Below are 18,747 nucleotides of genomic sequence, written 5' to 3'. Positions count from 1 at the left end.
CGGTTGAAGCCATGCCGCTCCAGGAGTCGGAGTGGCAAGGCACCGAGTTCCGACGCTCGACCATGACGTGCGTCACATGGGGAAGGGTCGGATCACGGTGAATGCCTGGCGGTACTCGCTCGGCGTGGTCCCCGTGGCGCGGCGGAAGTGCTGCCGCAGGTTCGCCGGGGTGCCGAGGCCGCAGAGCTCGCCGATGCGGCCGACGGTGGCGTCGGTGGTCTCCAGGAGTTCGCGGGCCCGGTCCACACGTGCCGCGTTGAGCCAGCGGATCGGGGTGGTGCCGGTCTCGGCCGCGAAGGCGCGCACGAAGGTCCGGGTGGAGAGCCGGGCGTGGGCGGCCAGTCCGGCGACCGTCAGCGGCTGGTCGAGGCGGGTCAGCGCCCACTCCAGGGTCGCCCCGAGACCCGTCCTCGCAGGCGGCGCGGACGGCCTCCTGATGAACTGCGCCTGCCCGCCCTCCCGTCGCGGTGCGGCGACGATCTCCCGCGCCACCGCGTTCGCCACGGCCGCCCCGTTGTCGCGGCGCAGAAGATGCAGGCAGAGGTCGATGCCGCTGGCCACCCCCGCGGAGGTCAGGACACCCCCGTCATCGACATAGAGCACGTCGGGATCGACCTCGACCGCCGGGTGGAGGCGGGCCAGGTCGTCGGCGTAGCGCCAGTGGGTCGTCGCGCGCCTGCCGTCGAGCAGCCCCGCGGCGGCGAGCGCGAACGCCCCGGTGCAGATCGAGGCGATCCGGGCGCCGTCGCGGTGGGCCCGGCGCAGGGCCGCCACCACGTCGTCCGGTACGCCGCCGGCGGGTCCGTGACCGTGGAAGGCGGGCACGATCACGGTGTCCGCGGCGCCGACCGCGTCAAAGCCGTGCGTGGCGGTCAGCGGCCATCCGTTGTCCGTCACGACGGGTCCGGGAGTACGGCCGCAGAGCGTCAACTCGTAGGACAGCTCCGGCCTGTCGAGGATGTGGAAGGGCATGCCGACTTCCATCGGCAGTACTCCGTCGAGGGCGAGCACGGCGACGCGATGAACGGTCATGGCAGAAATCTATCCGCCTTGGCCACTTCTGCCACTTGTCGGGGTGACGGCGTCCTCGGACGATCGAAACGACCAGGTCAAGTGGCCCGGCACCACGTCGAATTCACCCCACCCGCTCCGCCAGGAGGTCCACAGTCATGCCCGAAGCCCGCCCGTACCGAGTCACCGTGTTGTTGTTCGAAGGCGTCGAGGAGTTGGACGCGATCGGCCCGTGGGAGGCCCTCCGCTTCTGGCAGGAGCTGACCGAACGTGACGTCGTCGTCCGCACCGCGAGCATCGACGGCGGACCGGTGCGCTGCGGTCTGGGGCTGAGGGTCACACCCGACGGCGCCGTCGACGACGACCCGAAGCCGGACCTCCTCATCCATCCGGGCGGCGCCGGAGTCGACGCCCTCCAGACCGACCAGGCCCACCTGTCACGCCTGCGGTCCCTCTCGGCCGAGGGCGCGCTCCTGGCGTCGGTCTGCAACGGCGCCCTCGTCCTCGCGGCGGCAGGGCTCCTCAACGGGCTCCCCGCGACCTCTCACTGGAGCGTCCTTGACGACCTCGCGTTGCACTCCCCGGACATCGAGGTACGCGCCGAGCAGCGCTGGGTCGACGCCGGACACATCGTGACCAGCGCGGGCGTCTCCGCCGGCATCGACATGGCACTCCACCTCGTCGACCGCCTTGAGGGGACCGAGATGGCCCGGACGGTGGCACAGGTTCTGGACTATCCGTGGCAGTCCGGATCCTCGACCCCGGAGGACGACCAGGCTCTGCGCAAGGCACTGCTCGACGCACACCGCTGACGCCTCTAAAAGCCATGGCCGACAGCGCGACGACGAGGAGCACGTCGGCCTGGGCAACGAGGAGTTCGGGGCCGCGTGCACAAGAGCGGACAGCCGCAGTTGACGGCCGCCCAGCAGCGCACGGTCGTTATGGTCTCCGCGGCGCTGGTGCCGGGCGGCTTCGGCTTCGCACTGCCCATAGTGAGCGACACGCCCTCCTCCGACCAGGCACCCGGCCCGCCCGGCGATACCGCTCAGGGCTCCGCCCCAAAGTCGCCGGCCTGCCCTCCCTTTCACCCGGCGCAACCGCCTCTGCCGTACCAGACCGGGACGAAACTCGTCCCGGCCCCGTTAGCCGCTTGCATTTTGGCACCCCCCTGACTGCTTTTCCGCAGTTCAGAGAGGTGCAAGCAAGTGGAGCCCAGGGGAGTCGAACCCCTGGCATCCGCCGCGCAAAGACGGCAGATCCTTTGACAGTAAACCGCCGTGTCCACCTGCGCACTTCCCAGATTGTCCCGCGACACAGGAGATCAACTGCGCCGCAAGTTGACCGACATCGACAATCTCGGCACGGACGACGCGCCCCGCTCGACGGCCCGTCACTCAGACCACCCGCTGCACTCCGAATGCACCGATGCGCTCCCCTTGCGCGCACCATCGACATCCGAAACTGATCAGGCATCATCCAAGCCTTGAAAGCAGCAGGTCAGACGGCTTTCACCTCCCGGACGATATGAACCACACCCGCGATCAAACCTCCGACCTACGCATCACGGCTGCGCAGGTCAACAGCCGCAATCCTGCCCGGACGAGACAGCACGAACAACAAAAAACCCCAGGTCAGAGGCCTGACCTGGGGTCCCGGATGGAGCCGCCTTCGGGATTCGAACCCGAGACCTACGCATTACGAGACCATGAGCGTTCGTGTTGCGTAGTGCCTCGCCGTACTGTCCGGTGACGTTTTTCCTGATCAGAGCACGTGCGGCAGGTTAGCCCGTGCCATCCCGTGATGCACCGTCCAAAGGCGTCTGTCCACCGCCTGTCCACCGGCGGGCTCTCGCCGTGCCCGCCAGCGAGACTGGAGCCGGGCTTGCAACGACACGGTCGACCGGCCGGCGGGATGAGCGGAGGTCACTGTGGGACCTCTACAAGCCATCCACCAGTGGGCTCCTCCACGGATCGTCCCCGGTAGCACCTCACTCTGACCTCTACCCACCTGCATGGTCCGGGCACGGAAGTTGTTCCGCCAGGGGTTGCCGTCGGCGTGCTGGTTGATCCAGCTCGGGCCGCCGATGTGGAGCCGTCGACGGGCGCAGCACCGCGTCCGTCGACGAGCCCGACAAGCGGCAGCGTTTGGATTCGCCGCATCCCCACGGTTGGGCCAGTACCACTGTGGCAGTACGACCGGCCCTGATGACTGCATATTGCCTGCATGGCTGCTAAAGTGAAGGCATGACCGCGATCACGATCCGGGATGTCCCGGACGACACAGTCAACGCCCTGAAGGTCCGCGCCGCGCAGGCGGGCAAGTCTCTCCAGGCGTACGCCCTGGACCTTCTCTCCCGGGAAGCCGCCAAGCCCACCCTCACGGAGATGGCCACCCGCCTGGAGCGGGAAACCCGCACCGAGCTCAGCACGACCGACATCCTCGACGCCATCGAGGACGGGCGGGGCCGACGTTGATCGTCGTTGACTGCTCCAGCCTCGTGCACTTCCTCCTCGACCACGGCGAGACCGGAACCGCGATCCGTGAGCGGGTGAGCCGCGCCGACAGCCTCGCAGCGCCCGGCCTGCTGGACTACGAGATCACCTCGGCCGTCTTCGGGCTGGCCCGCGGCCGGCGAGGCAGCAAGCCGAAGATCACGGAAAAGGAGGCCGTGAAGGCGATCACCGATTACCAGACCCTCGCCCTCGATCTGCACCCCACGCTGGTCCTGTGGCGGCGCGTACGCGAGTTGTCGAACAACCTCTCCGTCTACGACGCCCATTACGTGGCCCTCGCAGAGAGCCTCGGTGTCCCACTGATCACCAGCGACGCCAGGATCGAGCGCAGCGGGGCAACACGCTGCGCGATCGAGACCTTCGAGGCACCCAGCACCTGACCCCGTCGGCACCAACGCGCAGGGTTCCACCACCCATGAACGGTCCGTGGTGTCGGACGTTCTTTGCCTTGAGCCGCAGCGCATCCGTCCGGGATGCCGTCAGGCCAGTGGGGAGCCGGGCCGGCACCAACCGGAAGTCTGCGGACGGCGTCCGTTTTCATCAACCTCCTCAGCCCGGCGTCCGGGGCGTCGTCAGGCGGCCACGTCGCGCGGCGGTCTGCGTCCGACAGCTACCAGCGCCTCCCGCGGCATCGTCACCGTCCACTGATCGCCCACCGTGTCCGGCTCCGCGCACACCGCGCTGCGGGCCGGTTCCGGTCGTTCGTACTGGAAGATGTCGCAGGCCAGCTCGAACGCGCGTCGGGCGGCGTCCTCCGGCCCGTACTCGTCGACCAGCGCGACAAGGCCGTACATGTCGACAAGGTAGCGGCCCAGCTCAAGCTCGGCCTGTTCCCGGGTGGGGCCCTTGACCACGAACGGGTCGTCCAGCGACAGCAGTTCGACGTCGGTGAACCCGGCCGAGGTCAGTAGGGACTCCGTCTCCTCGAGCTGGAAATGAGGGTGGTCGTGTCCGGTCGCCGCATACACGTCCACGACTTTGGTGAACCATGTGTCGACCGGCGAACCCGCCAGGAAGTCGTGCAGCACGAAGACACCACCGGGTTCGATCACCCGGAACGCCTCGTCGGCCACCCGCTGCCGGTCTGCCTCGGGGATGTGGTGCGTGCCGTAGGCCAAGAGCACTCCGCCCACCGACCCGGTGTGGAAGAGCAGCGACTCGGCGCGCTGCAGCAGGGCCGGGATGCCTTGGGCCCAGGCGGCCTCCACCATGAACGGCGAGGCGTCGCACGTGATGACCCGCGGGGCTGTCGTGCCGGTCGACTCCAGGACCCGGGCTACGAGCCCGTCGCCGCCGAGCAGATCGAGCACCACGTCCGACTGGGCCCGGCTGCGCTCGGTGAAAAGACGCGCGAGCTGGTTGATTCCGTGTGCCCGAGTGTGGGTGGACCGCTGCGCGGCGACGTAGCTCTGGCCCCGTCCGCCCTCGGCGGAGGAACCGAAGTCGTCGCGGTGTACCGCGTCCTTGGCCGCCTCGCCGAGCAGGCGTTCGACCCGGGAGGGGTCCACCCGGTCGCGGAGGTCCGGGTACCGCTCCGCCAACGCGTCGGCCTGGCCCCGGATGTCCTGTCCGTTCACTGTTCTTCGTCTCCCTGTCCTGTCGGCTTCGGTCACACCTCGACGGTGAGGTGGGCAATGGGCTGTGGTGTCGCGCCCGGCGGGGGGGGCGGTCGTACGAGGTCACGGACCGTGCGCTGTCCCGGGCCGGTGGCTCACAACCTGATCTCGGTGATGTCGTCGTCCACGCCGTGCGCCCTGGTGAGTTCCGTCGCCGCCGCGAACGCCGACAGCGTCGGGCTGGTGAACAACGCCCGCACGTCGGCCCGCAGCCCGGCCTGACGCATCCGCTCGATGAGGGAGACCGCCAGCAGGGAGTGGCCGCCGAGTTCGAAGAAGTGGTCGCCGCGTCCGACGCGCTCCACCCCCAGCAGTTCCGCCCAGATCGGCGCCAGGCTCGCCTCCACCTCGCCTGCCGGCGGCTCGTAGCCGCGCTGCGCGAAGGCGCCCGTGTCCGGGGCGGGCAGTGCCTTGCGGTCGATCTTGCCGTTCGCCGTCAACGGAACCTGGGCGATGCGTACGAACGCCGCCGGGACCATGTGGTCGGGAAGGGTGCCGCTGAGGTGCTCGCGCAGCTGGTGTGCGTCGGGGGCGGGGTCGGTGGACGCGACGTAGTAGGCGATCAGACGCGTGTCGCCCGCGCCGTGCTCATGCGTGCCGTGCTCATGCGTGCCGTGCTCCTGTGCGACCACGACGGCTTCGCGGACTCCGTCGGCCTCGGCCAGGCAGGCCTCGATCTCGCCCAACTCGATGCGGAAGCCACGGATCTTGACCTGGAAGTCGTTGCGGCCCAGGTACTCAAGGGTCCCGTCCGGACGCCATCGGCCCAGGTCACCCGACCGGTACATCCGCGCGTCCGGCCGGGAGACGAACGGATCCGGCAGGAACCGCTGCGCCGTCAGCTCCGGGCGGCCCAGGTAGCCACGAGCCACACCGGCGCCGCCGACATGGATCTCACCGACGGCACCGGTCGGCACCGGGCGGCCCCGCCGGTCCAGCAGGTACACCGAGAGGTCGGCGAGCGGCGTCCCGATCGGGCTGTGCGCGCCCGACTGTCGCGTACCCGGGCCGAGCGGGCAGTGGGTGACGTGCACCGTCGTCTCCGTGATGCCGTACATGTTCGTCAGGCGTGTCGAGGCGGGGTCGTTCTCGCGCCACCAGGGCTCCAGCGCGGCCGGGTCCAGTGCCTCGCCTCCGAAGACCACGTGGCGCAGGCGGTGGCTTCGGCCGCTGCCGTCGCTCGCCGTCACGAAGCGCCGGAAGGCACTCGGTGTCTGGTTGAGTACCGTCACCCCTTCGCGGCACACCAGTTCGTGGAAGGCGTCCGGTGAGCGGGCGGTGTCCTTGTCCACGACGACGAGCCGGCCGCCGTGAGCCAGGGCTCCCCAGATCTCCCAGACCGAGAAGTCGAAGGCGAAGGAGTGGAACAGGCACCAGACGTCACCGCTGTCGAACGCGAACAGCTCGCGTGTGGCGGAGAACAGCCGCGTCACCTGCCGGTGCTCCACCATCACACCCTTGGGGGTTCCGGTGGAGCCGGAGGTGTAGATGACGTAGGCGAGATGTTCCCCGGTCAGCCCGGCACGGGCGAGGTCGGTGGCCGCGAGGTCGCCCCATCGATGACTGTCGGTGTCCAGGCACACGACCTGGTCGTGGTCGCTGAACCGGTCGGCCAGACGATCCTGCGTCAGGACGACCGCGGGAGCGCTGTCCGTGATCATGAACCGCAGCCGCTCCCCCGGGTAGCCGGGATCCAGCGGTACGTACGCGGCGCCCGCCTTCAGTACCGCCAGCACCGCCACGATCAGGTCCAGGCCGCGTTCGACGCAGACCGCCACCAGCACGTCCGGTCCGACGCCCAGCGACCGCAGGTGGCGGGCCAGCCGGTTGGCCTGGGCGTTCAGCTCACCGTAGGTCAGGGCACCGTCCTCGGCGGTCACGGCGACCGCGTCCCCGCGGGCGGCGGCCTGCCGTTGGAACAGCTCATGGACGCACGGCTGCTCGGGGTGCGCGATCGCGGTGTCGTTCCCGCGGGGCGCTGTCTCGTTCCACCGAGGAGCGGGCAGTACGTCGATCAGCTCCATCGGGGTTTCCGGAGCGTGTTCCAGAGCGTCGACCAGGCGCTCCAGGGCGGTGTGCGTCAGCTCGCAGACCTGTTCGGGGTCCGCTCCGGACGCGACCTGTGCGGTGAGGTCGAACCCCGCGCCGAGGTCGTCCACCGACAGCGTCACCGGGTAGTTCGTGCGGTCCTCGTGGAGCAGCCCCTCGACGCCTTCCCACCGCAGTGCGGACTGGCCGGCGGGGTCTTCGCCGGCGGAGTGGCGGTAGTTGAGCAACGAGGTGAACAGCGGGGCCGGGGCGGGGACGGCGCTGCACCGCTGGGCGAGGGTGAGCGGAGCGTGCTCGTGGCGCAGCAGGTCGGCGAGCAACGCGTGGGTGCGCGTCACCGTCTCCCGTGCCCCGTCGCCGGCGACGGTGACGCGCAGGGGCAGCGTGTTGATGAACATGCCCAGCACCCGGTCCGATCCGGCACCGGCCTGCATACGGCCGAACAGCACCGTCCCGAACACCACGTCGTCCTGATCGCACACCCGGGCCAGAACCTGCGCCCACGCCACATGCCACAGCGCTGCCGCACTCACCCCCAGCACCCGCGCCTGTTCCCGCACGCGCGCCGCCAGGTTCCCCTCCACCGCACGGCGTGCCTCCGCCACCCCTGAGGCGTCACCGTGGACGTCCAACAGGCCGAAGGGGGCGGTGGGTTCGTCGATGTCGGCCAGCAGACGGGTGAAGAACTCCTCGTGCTCGGCACGGCTCACGCCCAGCCGCGCCTGTGCGACGAAGTTCCTGAACGGCAGCGCGGGGGGCAGCGTGTCGCGGTCACCGCGAAGCACCTGCCGCACCTCCTCCAGGAGCACCACCAGGGTGGTGTGGTCCAGGATCAGGTGGTGGGTCAACAGCAGCAGCAGCCAACGGCCACGCTCCGCGTCGAATGCGGCGAAGGCCTGCATCAGCGGGGCGGCACCGAGATCCATCCGGTGGCTGCGGGGATCGAAGCGGTCGCGCAACTGCTCGACGGCGTCCTCGTCACCGCTCAGTACGACCTCGTCCAGTGAGACGGCGGCCTCGCGCCACACCACCTGGACGGGCTCGCGGATGCCCTGCCACACCACCCCGGTCCGCAGGATGTCGTGCCGGTCGACGACCGTCTGCAGGGCGGCGAGGAAGCCGTCCAGCCGTGCCCGTGTGTCGAAGGCCAGTACGGCTGGAAGTACGTACGGATCGCCGTTCCCCACCATCATGTGGTGGAAGAAGATGCCCTCTTGCAAGGGCGCCAACGGGTAGATGTCCTGCACGTTCTCCGCGCCGCCCGGCACGCGTGAGACGACCTCGTCGATCTCCTCCTGGCCCAGCTCCACCAGCGGCAGCAAGTCGGGCGTGATGGCCGCGCAGTGCGGCGGGATCCGGTTCGGCGGTACCGCGACCTCGGCACCCGCACTCTCCATGGCCGCGGCGAAGTCGCTCAGCACAGGCGAGGTGAACAGTGCCCGCACCTCTCCTCGCAGTCCCGCCCGGCGCATCCGCTCGACGAGCGACACCGCCAGGAGGGAGTGGCCTCCGAGTTCGAAGAAGTGGTCCTGGCGGCCGACACGCTCGATTCCCAGCAGCTCCGCCCAGATCTCCGCCAGCGCCTGCTCCACCGCACCCACCGGCGCTTCGAAGCCCCTGCTCGCGAAGGCGTCGGTGTCCGGGGCGGGCAGGGCCCTGCGGTCCACCTTCCCGTTCGGGCTCAACGGCAGCTCGGCGAGCCGTACGAACGCCGCCGGCACCATGTACTCCGGCAGCACGCCTCGCAGATGGGCGCGCAGCAGACCGGCGTCGACGGAATCCTCACCACTGGTGTAGTAGGCGACCAGACGGTGGCCGCCCTCGTGCTCGCGAGCCGTGACCACGACGTCTCCCACACCGGGCACATCGCCGAGGCGGGCCTCGATCTCCCCCGGGTCGACCCGGAAGCCCCGGATCTTCACCTGGAAGTCGTTGCGCCCCAGGAACTCGATCGAACCGTCGGGCAGCCAACGGCCCAGGTCCCCCGTCCGGTACATCCGGGCACCCGGCACGAAAGGATCCTCCACGAACCGCTCCGCGGTCAGGTCCGGCCGACCGAGGTACCCACGTGCCACGCCGGCCCCGCTCACATGGATCTCCCCGACCGCACCCTGGGGTGTGGGACGACCGTGCCGGTCGAGGAGGTGGATCCGGGTGTTCGCGACCGGTCGGCCGATCGGCGGCAGCTTCGGCCAGTGGGCGACATCGCGCGGCAGGGTCAGCGCGGTGACGACGTGTGTCTCGGTCGGCCCGTACTGGTTCTCCAGCCGGCAGTCGGGCAGCTGCGCGAAGAACGCGGCCACCGAACCGCTGACGACCAGCTGCTCCCCCGCGGTGATCACCTCCCGTAGCGAGAGGGCGCGGATCGCGGCAGGCCCGCCGGTGGCGCTGTCGGCCAGCATGCGCAGGGCGGCGTACGGGAGGAAGACACGTTCGATCTTCCGCTCCGTGAGGAATGCCAGCAGCCTCTCCCCGTCCGGCTTGAGGCTCGCGTCCATGAGGACGAAGCACCCGCCGGAGACGAGGGTCGAGAACATCTCCTGGAAGGACACGTCGAATCCCAGCGCGGAGAACTGCACCGTGCGACGGGGGATCCAGTCCGGGCGGGACGTCTGCCAGCGCAGGAGGTTCACCAAAGGCCCGTGCGGCATCGCCACGCCCTTGGGTACTCCGGTGGAGCCCGAGGTGTAGATGACGTAGGCGAGGTGGTCGGCGGTCGACTCGCCCCGGTCGAGGTCGTCGTCCGGCCGGTCGGCCCAGAGACCGCCGTCGACGTCCATGCGGACGACCCGGTCGTGGCCGTCCGCGAGGTCCTTGAGGCGTGTGTGGGTGAGCACGACGGCCGCGTCACTGTCGGCGAGCATGAACCGTAGCCGCTGGTGCGGGTGGGCGGGGTCCAGGGGGACGTAGGCGCCTCCGGCCTTCAGGACGGCGAGTACGGCGACGACGAGGTCCGCGCCCTGGTCGAGGCAGACCGCCACCCGCGTGTCCGGCCCGACGCCGAGCGACCGCAGATGGCGCGCCAGCCGGTTCGCCGCCGCGTTCAGCTCCCGGTACGTCATCTCCTGGTCGTCGACGCCGACGACGGCCACGGCGTCCTCGGACCGCGCCGCCTGCCGCTCGAACAGTTCGTGCACCAGTGCCTGGTCCGGGTACTCGACCGCGGTGTCGTTCCAGTCCTGGACAAGGACGCGGTACCGGTCGGGCAACGTCTCCACCCGGTTCGCGGGCGTCTCGGGCGACGACTGCTCCAGCGCGGACACGAGGTTGCCGAGGGCGGTGTGCAGCATCGCGCACAGCAGTTCCGGGTCGGCTCCGTCGGCGGCATGAGCGGTGAGCTCGAAACCGACACCGAAGTCGTCGACCGACACGGTGACCGGGTAGTTGGTGCGCTCCTCGCGGAACAGCACGTCAACGCCCTCCCAGGTGAGGGCGGCATCGACGGAGCCCTCCGCCTGGCTGTGGCGGTAGTTGAGCAGCGAGGTGAACAGCGGGGCCGGGGCGGGGACGCCGCTGCGCCCCTGCGCCAGTACCAGCGGCGCGTGTTCGTGGCGCAACAGGTCTGCCAGGCGGGCGTGGGTCTCGCGTACGACCTCCCGTACGCCGTCGTCGGCGACGGTGACGCGCAGGGGCAGCGTGTTGATGAACATGCCCAGCACCCGGTCCGATCCGGCACCGGCCTGCATACGGCCGAACAGCACCGTCCCGAACACCACGTCGTCCTGATCGCACACCCGGGCCAGAACCTGCGCCCACGCCACATGCCACAGCGCTGCCGCGCTCACCCCCAACGTGCGGGCACAGGCGCGGATCCGCCGCGCCAGGTCCGCTTCCACGGAATGATGCGCCTCTGCCACGGCCGATCCGTCGCCGCGCACATCCACGAGCCCGAACGGCACGGTCGGCTCGCTGACGTCTCCCAGCTGCCGGGTGAAGAACTCCTCGTGTTCGGCGCGGCTCACGCCCAGGCGTGCCTCTGCCACGAAGTCGCGGAACGGCAGCGCGGGCGGCAGGGCGTCCGTCCGGCCCTGGTGGTGGAGGAAGACCTCTTCCTGCAGCACTTCCTGCGCGACATGGTCGATGGCGAGGTGATGGGTCAACAGGAGCACCAGCCACCTGCCCCGCCCCCGGTCGAACGCGGTGATCACGCGGAGCAGCGGGGCCTGGCCGACGTCCATCCGGTACCGGCGGGGATCGAAGCGGTCGCGCAACTGCTCCACCGCGTCCCCGGCACCGTCCAGCTGGACCTCCTCCACCGGCACGGTCGCCTGCCGCCACACCACCTGCACCGGCTCACGCACGCCCTGCCACACCACCGCCGTCCGCAGGATGTCGTGCCGGTCCACCACCGCCTGCAAGGCCGCGACGAACGCGGAGATCTCTGTTCGGTCGGGGCCGAAGCCGAGGACAAGTGTCTCGAGGTAGGCGTCGCCGCCGTCCCCCATCATGTGGTGGAAGAGGATGCCCTCCTGCAAGGGCGCCAACGGGTAGACGTCCTGGACGTTGGCCGCGCCGCCGGGCACCCGGGAGACGACCTCGTCGATCTCGTCCTGCTCCAGCTCCACCAGCGGCAGCAGGTCCGGCGTGATCCGCGTGCAGCCCGGCTCGACCAGGCTCGGCGGCACCACGACCCGGTCGGCCGCGCCGCCGACCGTCGCCGCGAAGTCGGCGAGGACGGGAGTGGTGAACAGCGCCCGCACATCCGCGGTCAGCCCCGCCCGCCGCAACCGCTCGACGAGCGACACCGCCAGCAGCGAGTGCCCGCCCAGCTCGAAGAAGTGATCCTGGCGGCCGACCCGCTCCACCCCCAGCAGCTCCGCCCAGATCTCCGCCAGCGCCTGCTCCACCGCACCCACCGGCGCCTCGAAGCCCCTGCGCGCGAAAGCGTCGGTGCCAGGGGCGGGCAGGGCCTTACGGTCCACCTTCCCGTTCGGTGTCAGCGGCAGCTCGGCCAACCGTACGAACGCCGCCGGCACCATGTACTCCGGCAGCACCGCCGCCAGATGCGCGCGCACCGACTCCGCCTCCACCTCACCGGTGACATACGCGACCAACTGCTTGCCGTCGTCGCCCTCACGGGCCACGACCACGGCCTCGTCCACGCCGGGCGCCTCGCCCAGCCGGGCCTCGACCTCGCCCAACTCGATCCGGAAGCCCCGCACCTTCACCTGGAAGTCGCCGCGCCCCAGGAACTCGATCGAACCGTCGGACAGCCAGCGGCCCAGGTCCCCCGTCCGGTACATCCGGCCCCCCGGCACGAACGGATCCTCCACGAACCGCTCCGCCGTCAGCTCCCCACGTCCCAGATAGCCGCGTCCCACGCTCACCCCGGCCACATGCAACTCGCCCACCGCACCCGCGGGCACCGGACGACCCCGGCCGTCCAGGATGTGGATGCGGTAGTTGGGCAGCGGTCTCCCGATCGGGACGCTCGCGAGAGCGGGGTCGTGCGTGACGTACGCGGCGGTGCAGGAGACGGTCGCCTCTGTCGGGCCGTACGTGTTGACGAGCCGTGTTCCCGTCGGCCGTACGGCGTCCCACCGCATCAGCTTCTGGGGGGAGAGTGTGTCGCCGGTGACGTTGAGCAGTCGTACCGCCTGGAGTTGCTCGTGGATCAGACCGGGCGACCGCTCCCATTCGGTGACGAGGGCGTGCCAGTGTGCCGCGGTGAGATGCAGGACCGTCGGAGACGTGTCGCCGGGATCGCCCGCTCCGAACGGGTCGGTGCTCACCAGCAGCGCCGCCCCGGTGACCAGGGCGGGGAACATCTCCTCCACCGAGAGGTCGAAGCCCAGGGTGTTCTGCTGGAGGACGACGTCGTCGCGGGTGATGCCGAACAGTCGGGCCGCTCCGAGCGCGTAGTTCACCAGGTGGCGGTGTTCGATCATGACGCCCTTGGGCGTTCCGGTGGAGCCGGAGGTGTAGATGACGTAGGCGAGGTGCTCCGCGGTCAGTTCGTCCCGGTCGAGGTCGTCGGCCGGCCGGTCGGCCCAGAGGCCACCGTCGACGTCCATGCGTACGACCCGGTCGTGGTCGTCGACGAGGTGGTCGTGGCGGGTGCGGGTGAGGACCACGACAGGAGCACTGTCCGCGACCATGAACCGAAGGCGGTCGCGCGGGTAGGTCGGGTCGAGGGGGACATAGGCCCCGCCCGCCTTGAGGACGGCCAGCAGCGCGGTGACCATGTCGAGGCCGCGGTCCAGGCAGATCGCCACCCGCGTGTCCGGTGTCACCCCGAGCGAGCGCAGGTGCCGGGCGAGCCGGTTGGCCGCGGTGTTCAACTCCCGGTAGGTGAGCTGCCCTTCCTCGGCCACGACCGCGACCGCATCGCCGGACTCGGCCGCCCGCTGCTGGATCAGCTCGTGCGCGCAGAGGTGGAGGGGGAACGCTTCCGCCGTGTCGTTCCAGGACTCCACCACCTGGTCCCGGGCGGCGGCGGGCAGCACGTCGACCTGGTCGGCGGGGCTCTCCGGAGCCTGCGCCAGCGCGTCCACCAGCCCTTCCAGCGCGGTGTGCATCATGTCGCACACCGACGCGGCGTCCACGCCGTCCACCGCCTGCGCTGTCAGCTCGAAGTCCGCGCCGAAGTCGTCGACATCGAGGGTCAGGGGGTAGTTGCTGCGTTCGTCGCTGCTGAGGACCTCCGTCCCCGCCCAGCCGCCGTCGGCGGAGATCAGGGAGGTGACCTGCTCGGCCGAGGTGTGACGGTAGTTGAGCAGGGAGGTGAACAGCGGTGTGGGGGCGGTCACGCGGCTGCACCGCTGGGCGAGGGTGAGCGGGGCGTGCTCGTGCCTGAGCAGGTCCGCGAGCAGCGCGGAGGTGCGCAGCACGGTGTCGCGTACGCCGCCGTCGATCTCGACCCTGATGGGGAGGGTGTTGATGAACATGCCCAGCACCCGGTCCGATCCGGCACCGCCCTGCATGCGGCCGAGCAGCACCGTTCCGAAGACCACGTCGGTGCGGTCGCACACCCGGCCGAGGACCTGGGCCCAGGCCACATGGCAGAGCGCGGCCGGGCTCACTCCGAGCGCTCGTGCCCGTGCGCGGATCCGTGCTGCCAGGCCCTGTGCCACCGCGCGCTTGGCCTCGGTCACCCCCGAGCCGTCGCCGCGCACGTCCAGCAGCCCGAACGGCGTGGTCGGTTCGGTGACCTCGCCGAGCAGCCGTGTGAAGAACTCCTCGTGCTCGGCACGGCTCACCGCCGACCGCGCCCGCACGACGAAGTCGCGGAACGGCAGGGCGGGCGGCAGAGCGTCCGCCTCGCCGCGGAGGACGTGCCGTACCTCGTCGAGCAGGACGACCAGCGTGGTGTGGTCCACCACCATGTGGTGGGTCAGCAACAGCAGCAGCCACCGGTCCCGGGCTCCGTCGTGGGCCACGGCGGCCCGCAGCAGCGGGGCCTGTCCGACGTCCATCCGGTACCGGCGGGGATCGAAGCGGTCGCGCAACTGCTCCACCGCCTCCCCCGCACCGTCCAGCCGGACCTCCTCCACCGGCACGGTCGCCTGCCGCCACACCACCTGCACCGGCTCACGCACGCCCTGCCACACCACCGCCGTCCGCAGGATGTCGTGCCGGTCCACCACCGCCTGCAAGGCCGCGACGAACGCGTCGAGGCGGGCCCTCGTGTCGAACGTCAAGGTCGACGGATCGAGGTACACGTCTCCTTCCGCGCTCATCATGTGGTGGAAGAGGATGCCCTCCTGCAAGGGCGCCAACGGGTAGATGTCCTGCACGTTCGCCGTGCCGCCCGGCACCCGGGAGACGATCCCGTCGATCTCGTCCTGCTCCAGCTCCACCAGCGGCAGCAGGTCAGGCGTGATCAGCGTGCAGCCCGGCTCGATCAGGCTCGGCGGCACCGTCGCCTGGTCGGCCGCGTTGTCCACCGTCGCGGCGAAGTCGGCGAGGACGGGAGTGGTGAACAGTGCCCGCACGTCAGCGGTCAGTCCCGCCCGCCGCATCCGCTCGACGAGCGACACGGCGAGCAGGGAGTGTCCTCCGAGTTCGAAGAAGTGGTCCAGGCGGCCGACCCGCTCGATGCCCAGCAGGTCCGCCCAGATCTCCGCGAGGGCCTCCTCCACTTGGCCCGCCGGCGCCTCGAAACCCCTGCGCGCGAAAGCGTCGGTGTCCGGGGCGGGCAGGGCCTTGCGGTCCACCTTGCCGTTGGGGCTCAGTGGCAGCTCGGCCAGCCGTACGAACGCCGCCGGCACCATGTACTCCGGCAACACCGCCGCCAGACGCGCACGCACCGACTCCGCCTCCGCCTCACCGGTGACATACGCGACGAGCCGGTCGTCTCCCTCGTGCTTCCGGGCGGTCACGACGACGTCGCCGACGCCCGGTATCTCACCCAGCCGGGCCTCGACCTCGCCCAACTCGACACGGAAGCCGCGCACCTTGACCTGGAAGTCGCCGCGGCCCGCGAACTCGACCGAACCGTCCGGCAGCCAGCGGCCCAGGTCCCCCGTGCGGTACATCCGGCTCCCCGGCACGAACGGATCCTCCACGAACCGCTCCGCCGTCAGCTCCCCACGTCCCAGATAGCCACGGCCGACGCCGACCCCCGCCACGTACAACTCGCCCACCACGCCCACGGGCGCCGGACGCCCCCGGCTGTCCAGCACGTAGACGCGGGTGTTCGCGATGGGGCGGCCGATGGGCGTGCGGCCGGTTGTGCCGCCCTCCTCGCAGGGGTGGAGTGTCGCGCACACGGTGGCTTCCGTCGGTCCGTACCCGTTGACGAGCGACCGTCCCTCGGACCAGCGGTTCATGACCGTCTCCGGGGGCGCGTCGCCGGACACGATGAGCGACGTGACGGACGGCAGAGCGGCGTCGTCGGGCAGTGAGGCCAGGACGGCCGGGGGCAGCACGGCATGGGTCACCGCATGGTCGGCGGCCATGCGGAGGAGATCGTCGCCGAGCAACGGGCCCGGCGGAGGGACGTGCAGGGACGCGCCCCGGAAGAGGGTGACGAACAGCTCGAAGACGAACCCGTCGAAACTGAACGAGGCGAACTGCAGGAGACGGTGCTCCGGCCCCACTTCGAACCCCGGGAGCCGAGAGAGCCCCAGGTTGCACACGCTGCGGTGTTCGACCATGACGCCCTTCGGCACGCCTGTGGAGCCGGAGGTGTGGATGACGTACGCGAGGTGGTCGGGGGTGAGGCCGCCCCGGTCGAGGTCGGTGTCGTCGAGGTCGGCCCAGTAGTGGGCGTCGGCATCCACGCGGACGACACGGCCGTGGTCCTCCACAAGGCCGCCGAGCCGGCTGTGGGTCAGGGCCACCACGGGCGCGCTGTCGTCCAGCATGAAGCGGAGCCGTTCCCGCGGGTAGCCGGGGTCGAGGGGGACGTAGGCGCCGCCGGCCTTCAGGACCGCGAGCACGGCGACGACGAGATCGAGGCCGCGTTCGAGGCAGACGGCGACCCGCGTGTCGGGTCCCACGCCGAGGGAGCGCAGGTGTCGCGCCAGTCGGTTGGCCGCCGCGTTGAGGTGCCCGTAGGTCAGGGTGCCGTCCTCGGCGACCACGGCCGGGGCGTCCGCGCGGACGGTCACCTGCCGCTCGAACAGCTCGTGCGCACAGGCCTCGTCCGGGAAGGCGGCCGCGGTGTCGTTCCACTCGTACACCACCCGCTCGGTGTGCGGCGCGGGCAGGGCGTCGATGCGCTCCGCCGGGGTCTCGGGCGCGTGCTGGAGCGCGTCCACGAGCCCCTCCAGGGCCGTGCGCGTCATGTCGCACACCAACTCCGCGTCCAGGCCGCGTGCCGTCTGCGCGGTGAGCTCGAAGGCCGTGCCGAAGTCGTCGACCGCGATGCCGACGGGGTAGTTGGTGCGTTCCTCGGTGTGCAGGATCTCGATGCCTTCGCCGGCCGGGCGGGGAGCCGTCACCGTGCTGTGGGCCGCGACATGCCGGTAGTTGAGCAACGAGGTGAACAGCGGGGTGGGGGCGGGGACGCCGCTGCACCGCTGGGCGGCGGTGAGCGGGGCGTACTCGTAGCGCAGCAGGTCGGCCAGCAGGGCGTGGGTCCGGGCCACGGTGTGGCGGACGCTGTCGTCGCCGATGGTGACGCGCAGGGGCAGGGTGTTCACGAACATGCCCGGCATCCGGTCCGTTCCGCCCTGTGCGCGTCCGAACAGAACGGTTCCGAACACCACGTCGGACTGGTCGCACAGCCGCCCGAGGACTTGAGCCCACGCGACATGGAAGAGGGCGGCCGGGCTCACACCCAGCACCCGCGCCTGCTCGCGCACCCGCAGGGCCAGGACCTCGTCGAGGGCGTGCCGTGCCTCGGTCTCCCCGGCGGCGCCGCCCCGCACGTCGAGGACGCCGAACGGAGCCGTCGGCTGGTCGATCCCGCCGAGGAGCCGGGTGAAGAACTCCTCGTGTCCGCCGTGGCTCACCGCCGACCGGGTCCGGGCCACGTAGTCCCGGAACGGCGGGGCCGCCGGCGAGGAGGGTGCCGTACCGTCCGACGAAGCCGCGCCGTCCATCTGGGTGCGGACCTCGTCGAGCAGCAGGGCCACCGTGGTCTGGTCCAGTATCAGGTGGTGGGTCAGCAGCAGGGACAGCCAGCGGTTCCGCCGCCGGTCGAAGGCGATCATCACCCGCAGCAGCGGCGCGTGTGCGAGGTCGATCCGGTATTCCCGCGGGTCGAAGCGGGTACGCAGTTCCTCCACCGCGTCGCGGTCCTCGTCCAGCGCGATCTCCTCGACCGGCAGGACCGCCTTGCGCCACACGACCTGCACCGGCTCGCGGACGCCCTGGGAGGTCACTCCGGTACGGAGGATGTCGTGCCGGTCGACCGCCGCCTGCAAGGCCGCCAGGAACGAGTCCAGCCGGGCCCGCGTGTCGAAGGCCAGGACCGAGAGGTCCAGATAGACGTCGCCATCGGCGCTCATCATGTGGTGGAACAGGAGGCCTTCCTGCAGGGGCGCCAGGGGGTAGATGTCCTGGACGTTGGCCGCGCCGCCGGGCACCCGGGAGACGATCTCGTCGATCTCGCCCTGCTCCAGTTCCACCAGCGGCAGCAGGTCCGGGGTGATGACCGCGCCGTCCGGCGGGAGCAGGTTCGGCGGGACCGCCTCCTGTCCGTCCACGTCGTCGACCGTCGCGGCGAAGTCGGCCAGCACCGGTGAGGTGAAGAGCGTGCGCACATCCGCCCGCAGCCCGGTCCGGCGTATCCGGTCGGTCATGGAGACGGCCAGGAGGGAGTGCCCACCGAGTTCGAAGAAGTGGTCGTGACGGCCGACCCGCTCGACCCCCAGCAGATCCGCCCAGGTCTCGGCCAGGACCTGCTCCACCTCACCCACCGGCGCTTCGAAGTCCCTGCGCGCGAGGGCGTCGGTGTCCGGGGCGGGCAGGGCGTTGCGGTCGGTCTTGCCGTTCTGGGTGAGCGGCAGGGCGTCCAGCCGTACGAAGGACGAAGGCACCATGTAGTCGGGCAGGGTGGCGCGCAGGTGCTCACGCAGGGCCTGCACCTCCACACCGACACCCGTGTAATACGCGACCAGCCTCTTGTCGCCGTCGTGGTCCCGGGCGGTGACGACGACATCGCCGAC

The 18,747-nt window shown here is 70.6% G+C and carries 6 protein-coding genes; 3 read left to right on the top strand and 3 right to left on the bottom strand.

Features of this window, described 5'->3' with window-relative positions:
* Positions 1-72 precede the first annotated feature (72 nt).
* Positions 73-1,032 carry a GlxA family transcriptional regulator gene (locus ACFCXS_RS33010; protein ID WP_376647037.1) on the bottom strand — a complete coding sequence of 320 codons (960 nt, stop codon included), beginning with the start codon at positions 1,030-1,032 and terminating at the stop codon, positions 73-75.
* A gap of 137 nt (positions 1,033-1,169) precedes the next feature.
* Between ACFCXS_RS33010 and ACFCXS_RS33005 the strand changes: the two genes are divergently transcribed.
* The 3 genes from ACFCXS_RS33005 (at position 1,170) to ACFCXS_RS32995 (ending at position 3,904) form a co-directional block, all read left to right on the top strand.
* Positions 1,170-1,823, top strand: coding sequence for a DJ-1/PfpI family protein (locus ACFCXS_RS33005; protein ID WP_376647036.1), 654 nt, complete (start codon positions 1,170-1,172; stop codon positions 1,821-1,823).
* A gap of 1,431 nt (positions 1,824-3,254) precedes the next feature.
* Positions 3,255-3,485 carry an antitoxin gene (locus tag ACFCXS_RS33000; RefSeq protein ID WP_376647035.1) on the top strand — a complete coding sequence of 77 codons (231 nt, stop codon included), beginning with the start codon at positions 3,255-3,257 and terminating at the stop codon, positions 3,483-3,485.
* On the top strand, positions 3,482-3,904 hold the full coding sequence (locus ACFCXS_RS32995) for a type II toxin-antitoxin system VapC family toxin (RefSeq protein WP_376647034.1): 423 nt from the start codon (positions 3,482-3,484) through the stop codon (positions 3,902-3,904). Before ACFCXS_RS33000 ends, ACFCXS_RS32995 begins: the two co-directional genes overlap by 4 nt.
* 192 nt (positions 3,905-4,096) lie before the next feature.
* Here the strand turns inward: ACFCXS_RS32995 and ACFCXS_RS32990 are convergent, their stop codons facing one another.
* Entirely contained in the window at positions 4,097-5,101 is a 1,005-nt protein-coding gene (locus ACFCXS_RS32990; protein ID WP_376647033.1) for a class I SAM-dependent methyltransferase, read from the bottom strand.
* A gap of 134 nt (positions 5,102-5,235) precedes the next feature.
* Positions 5,236-18,747, bottom strand: a 13,512-nt coding sequence (locus ACFCXS_RS32985; protein WP_376647032.1) for an amino acid adenylation domain-containing protein, incomplete at its 5' end; no start/stop codon positions are given.

The sequence above is a fragment of the Streptomyces sp. NPDC056373 genome (genome assembly GCF_042262425.1).
Classification (GTDB): Bacteria; Actinomycetota; Actinomycetes; order Streptomycetales; family Streptomycetaceae; genus Streptomyces.
Note: the sequence above shows the minus strand (reverse complement) of the source record. Positions and strands in the feature narration are given on the sequence as shown.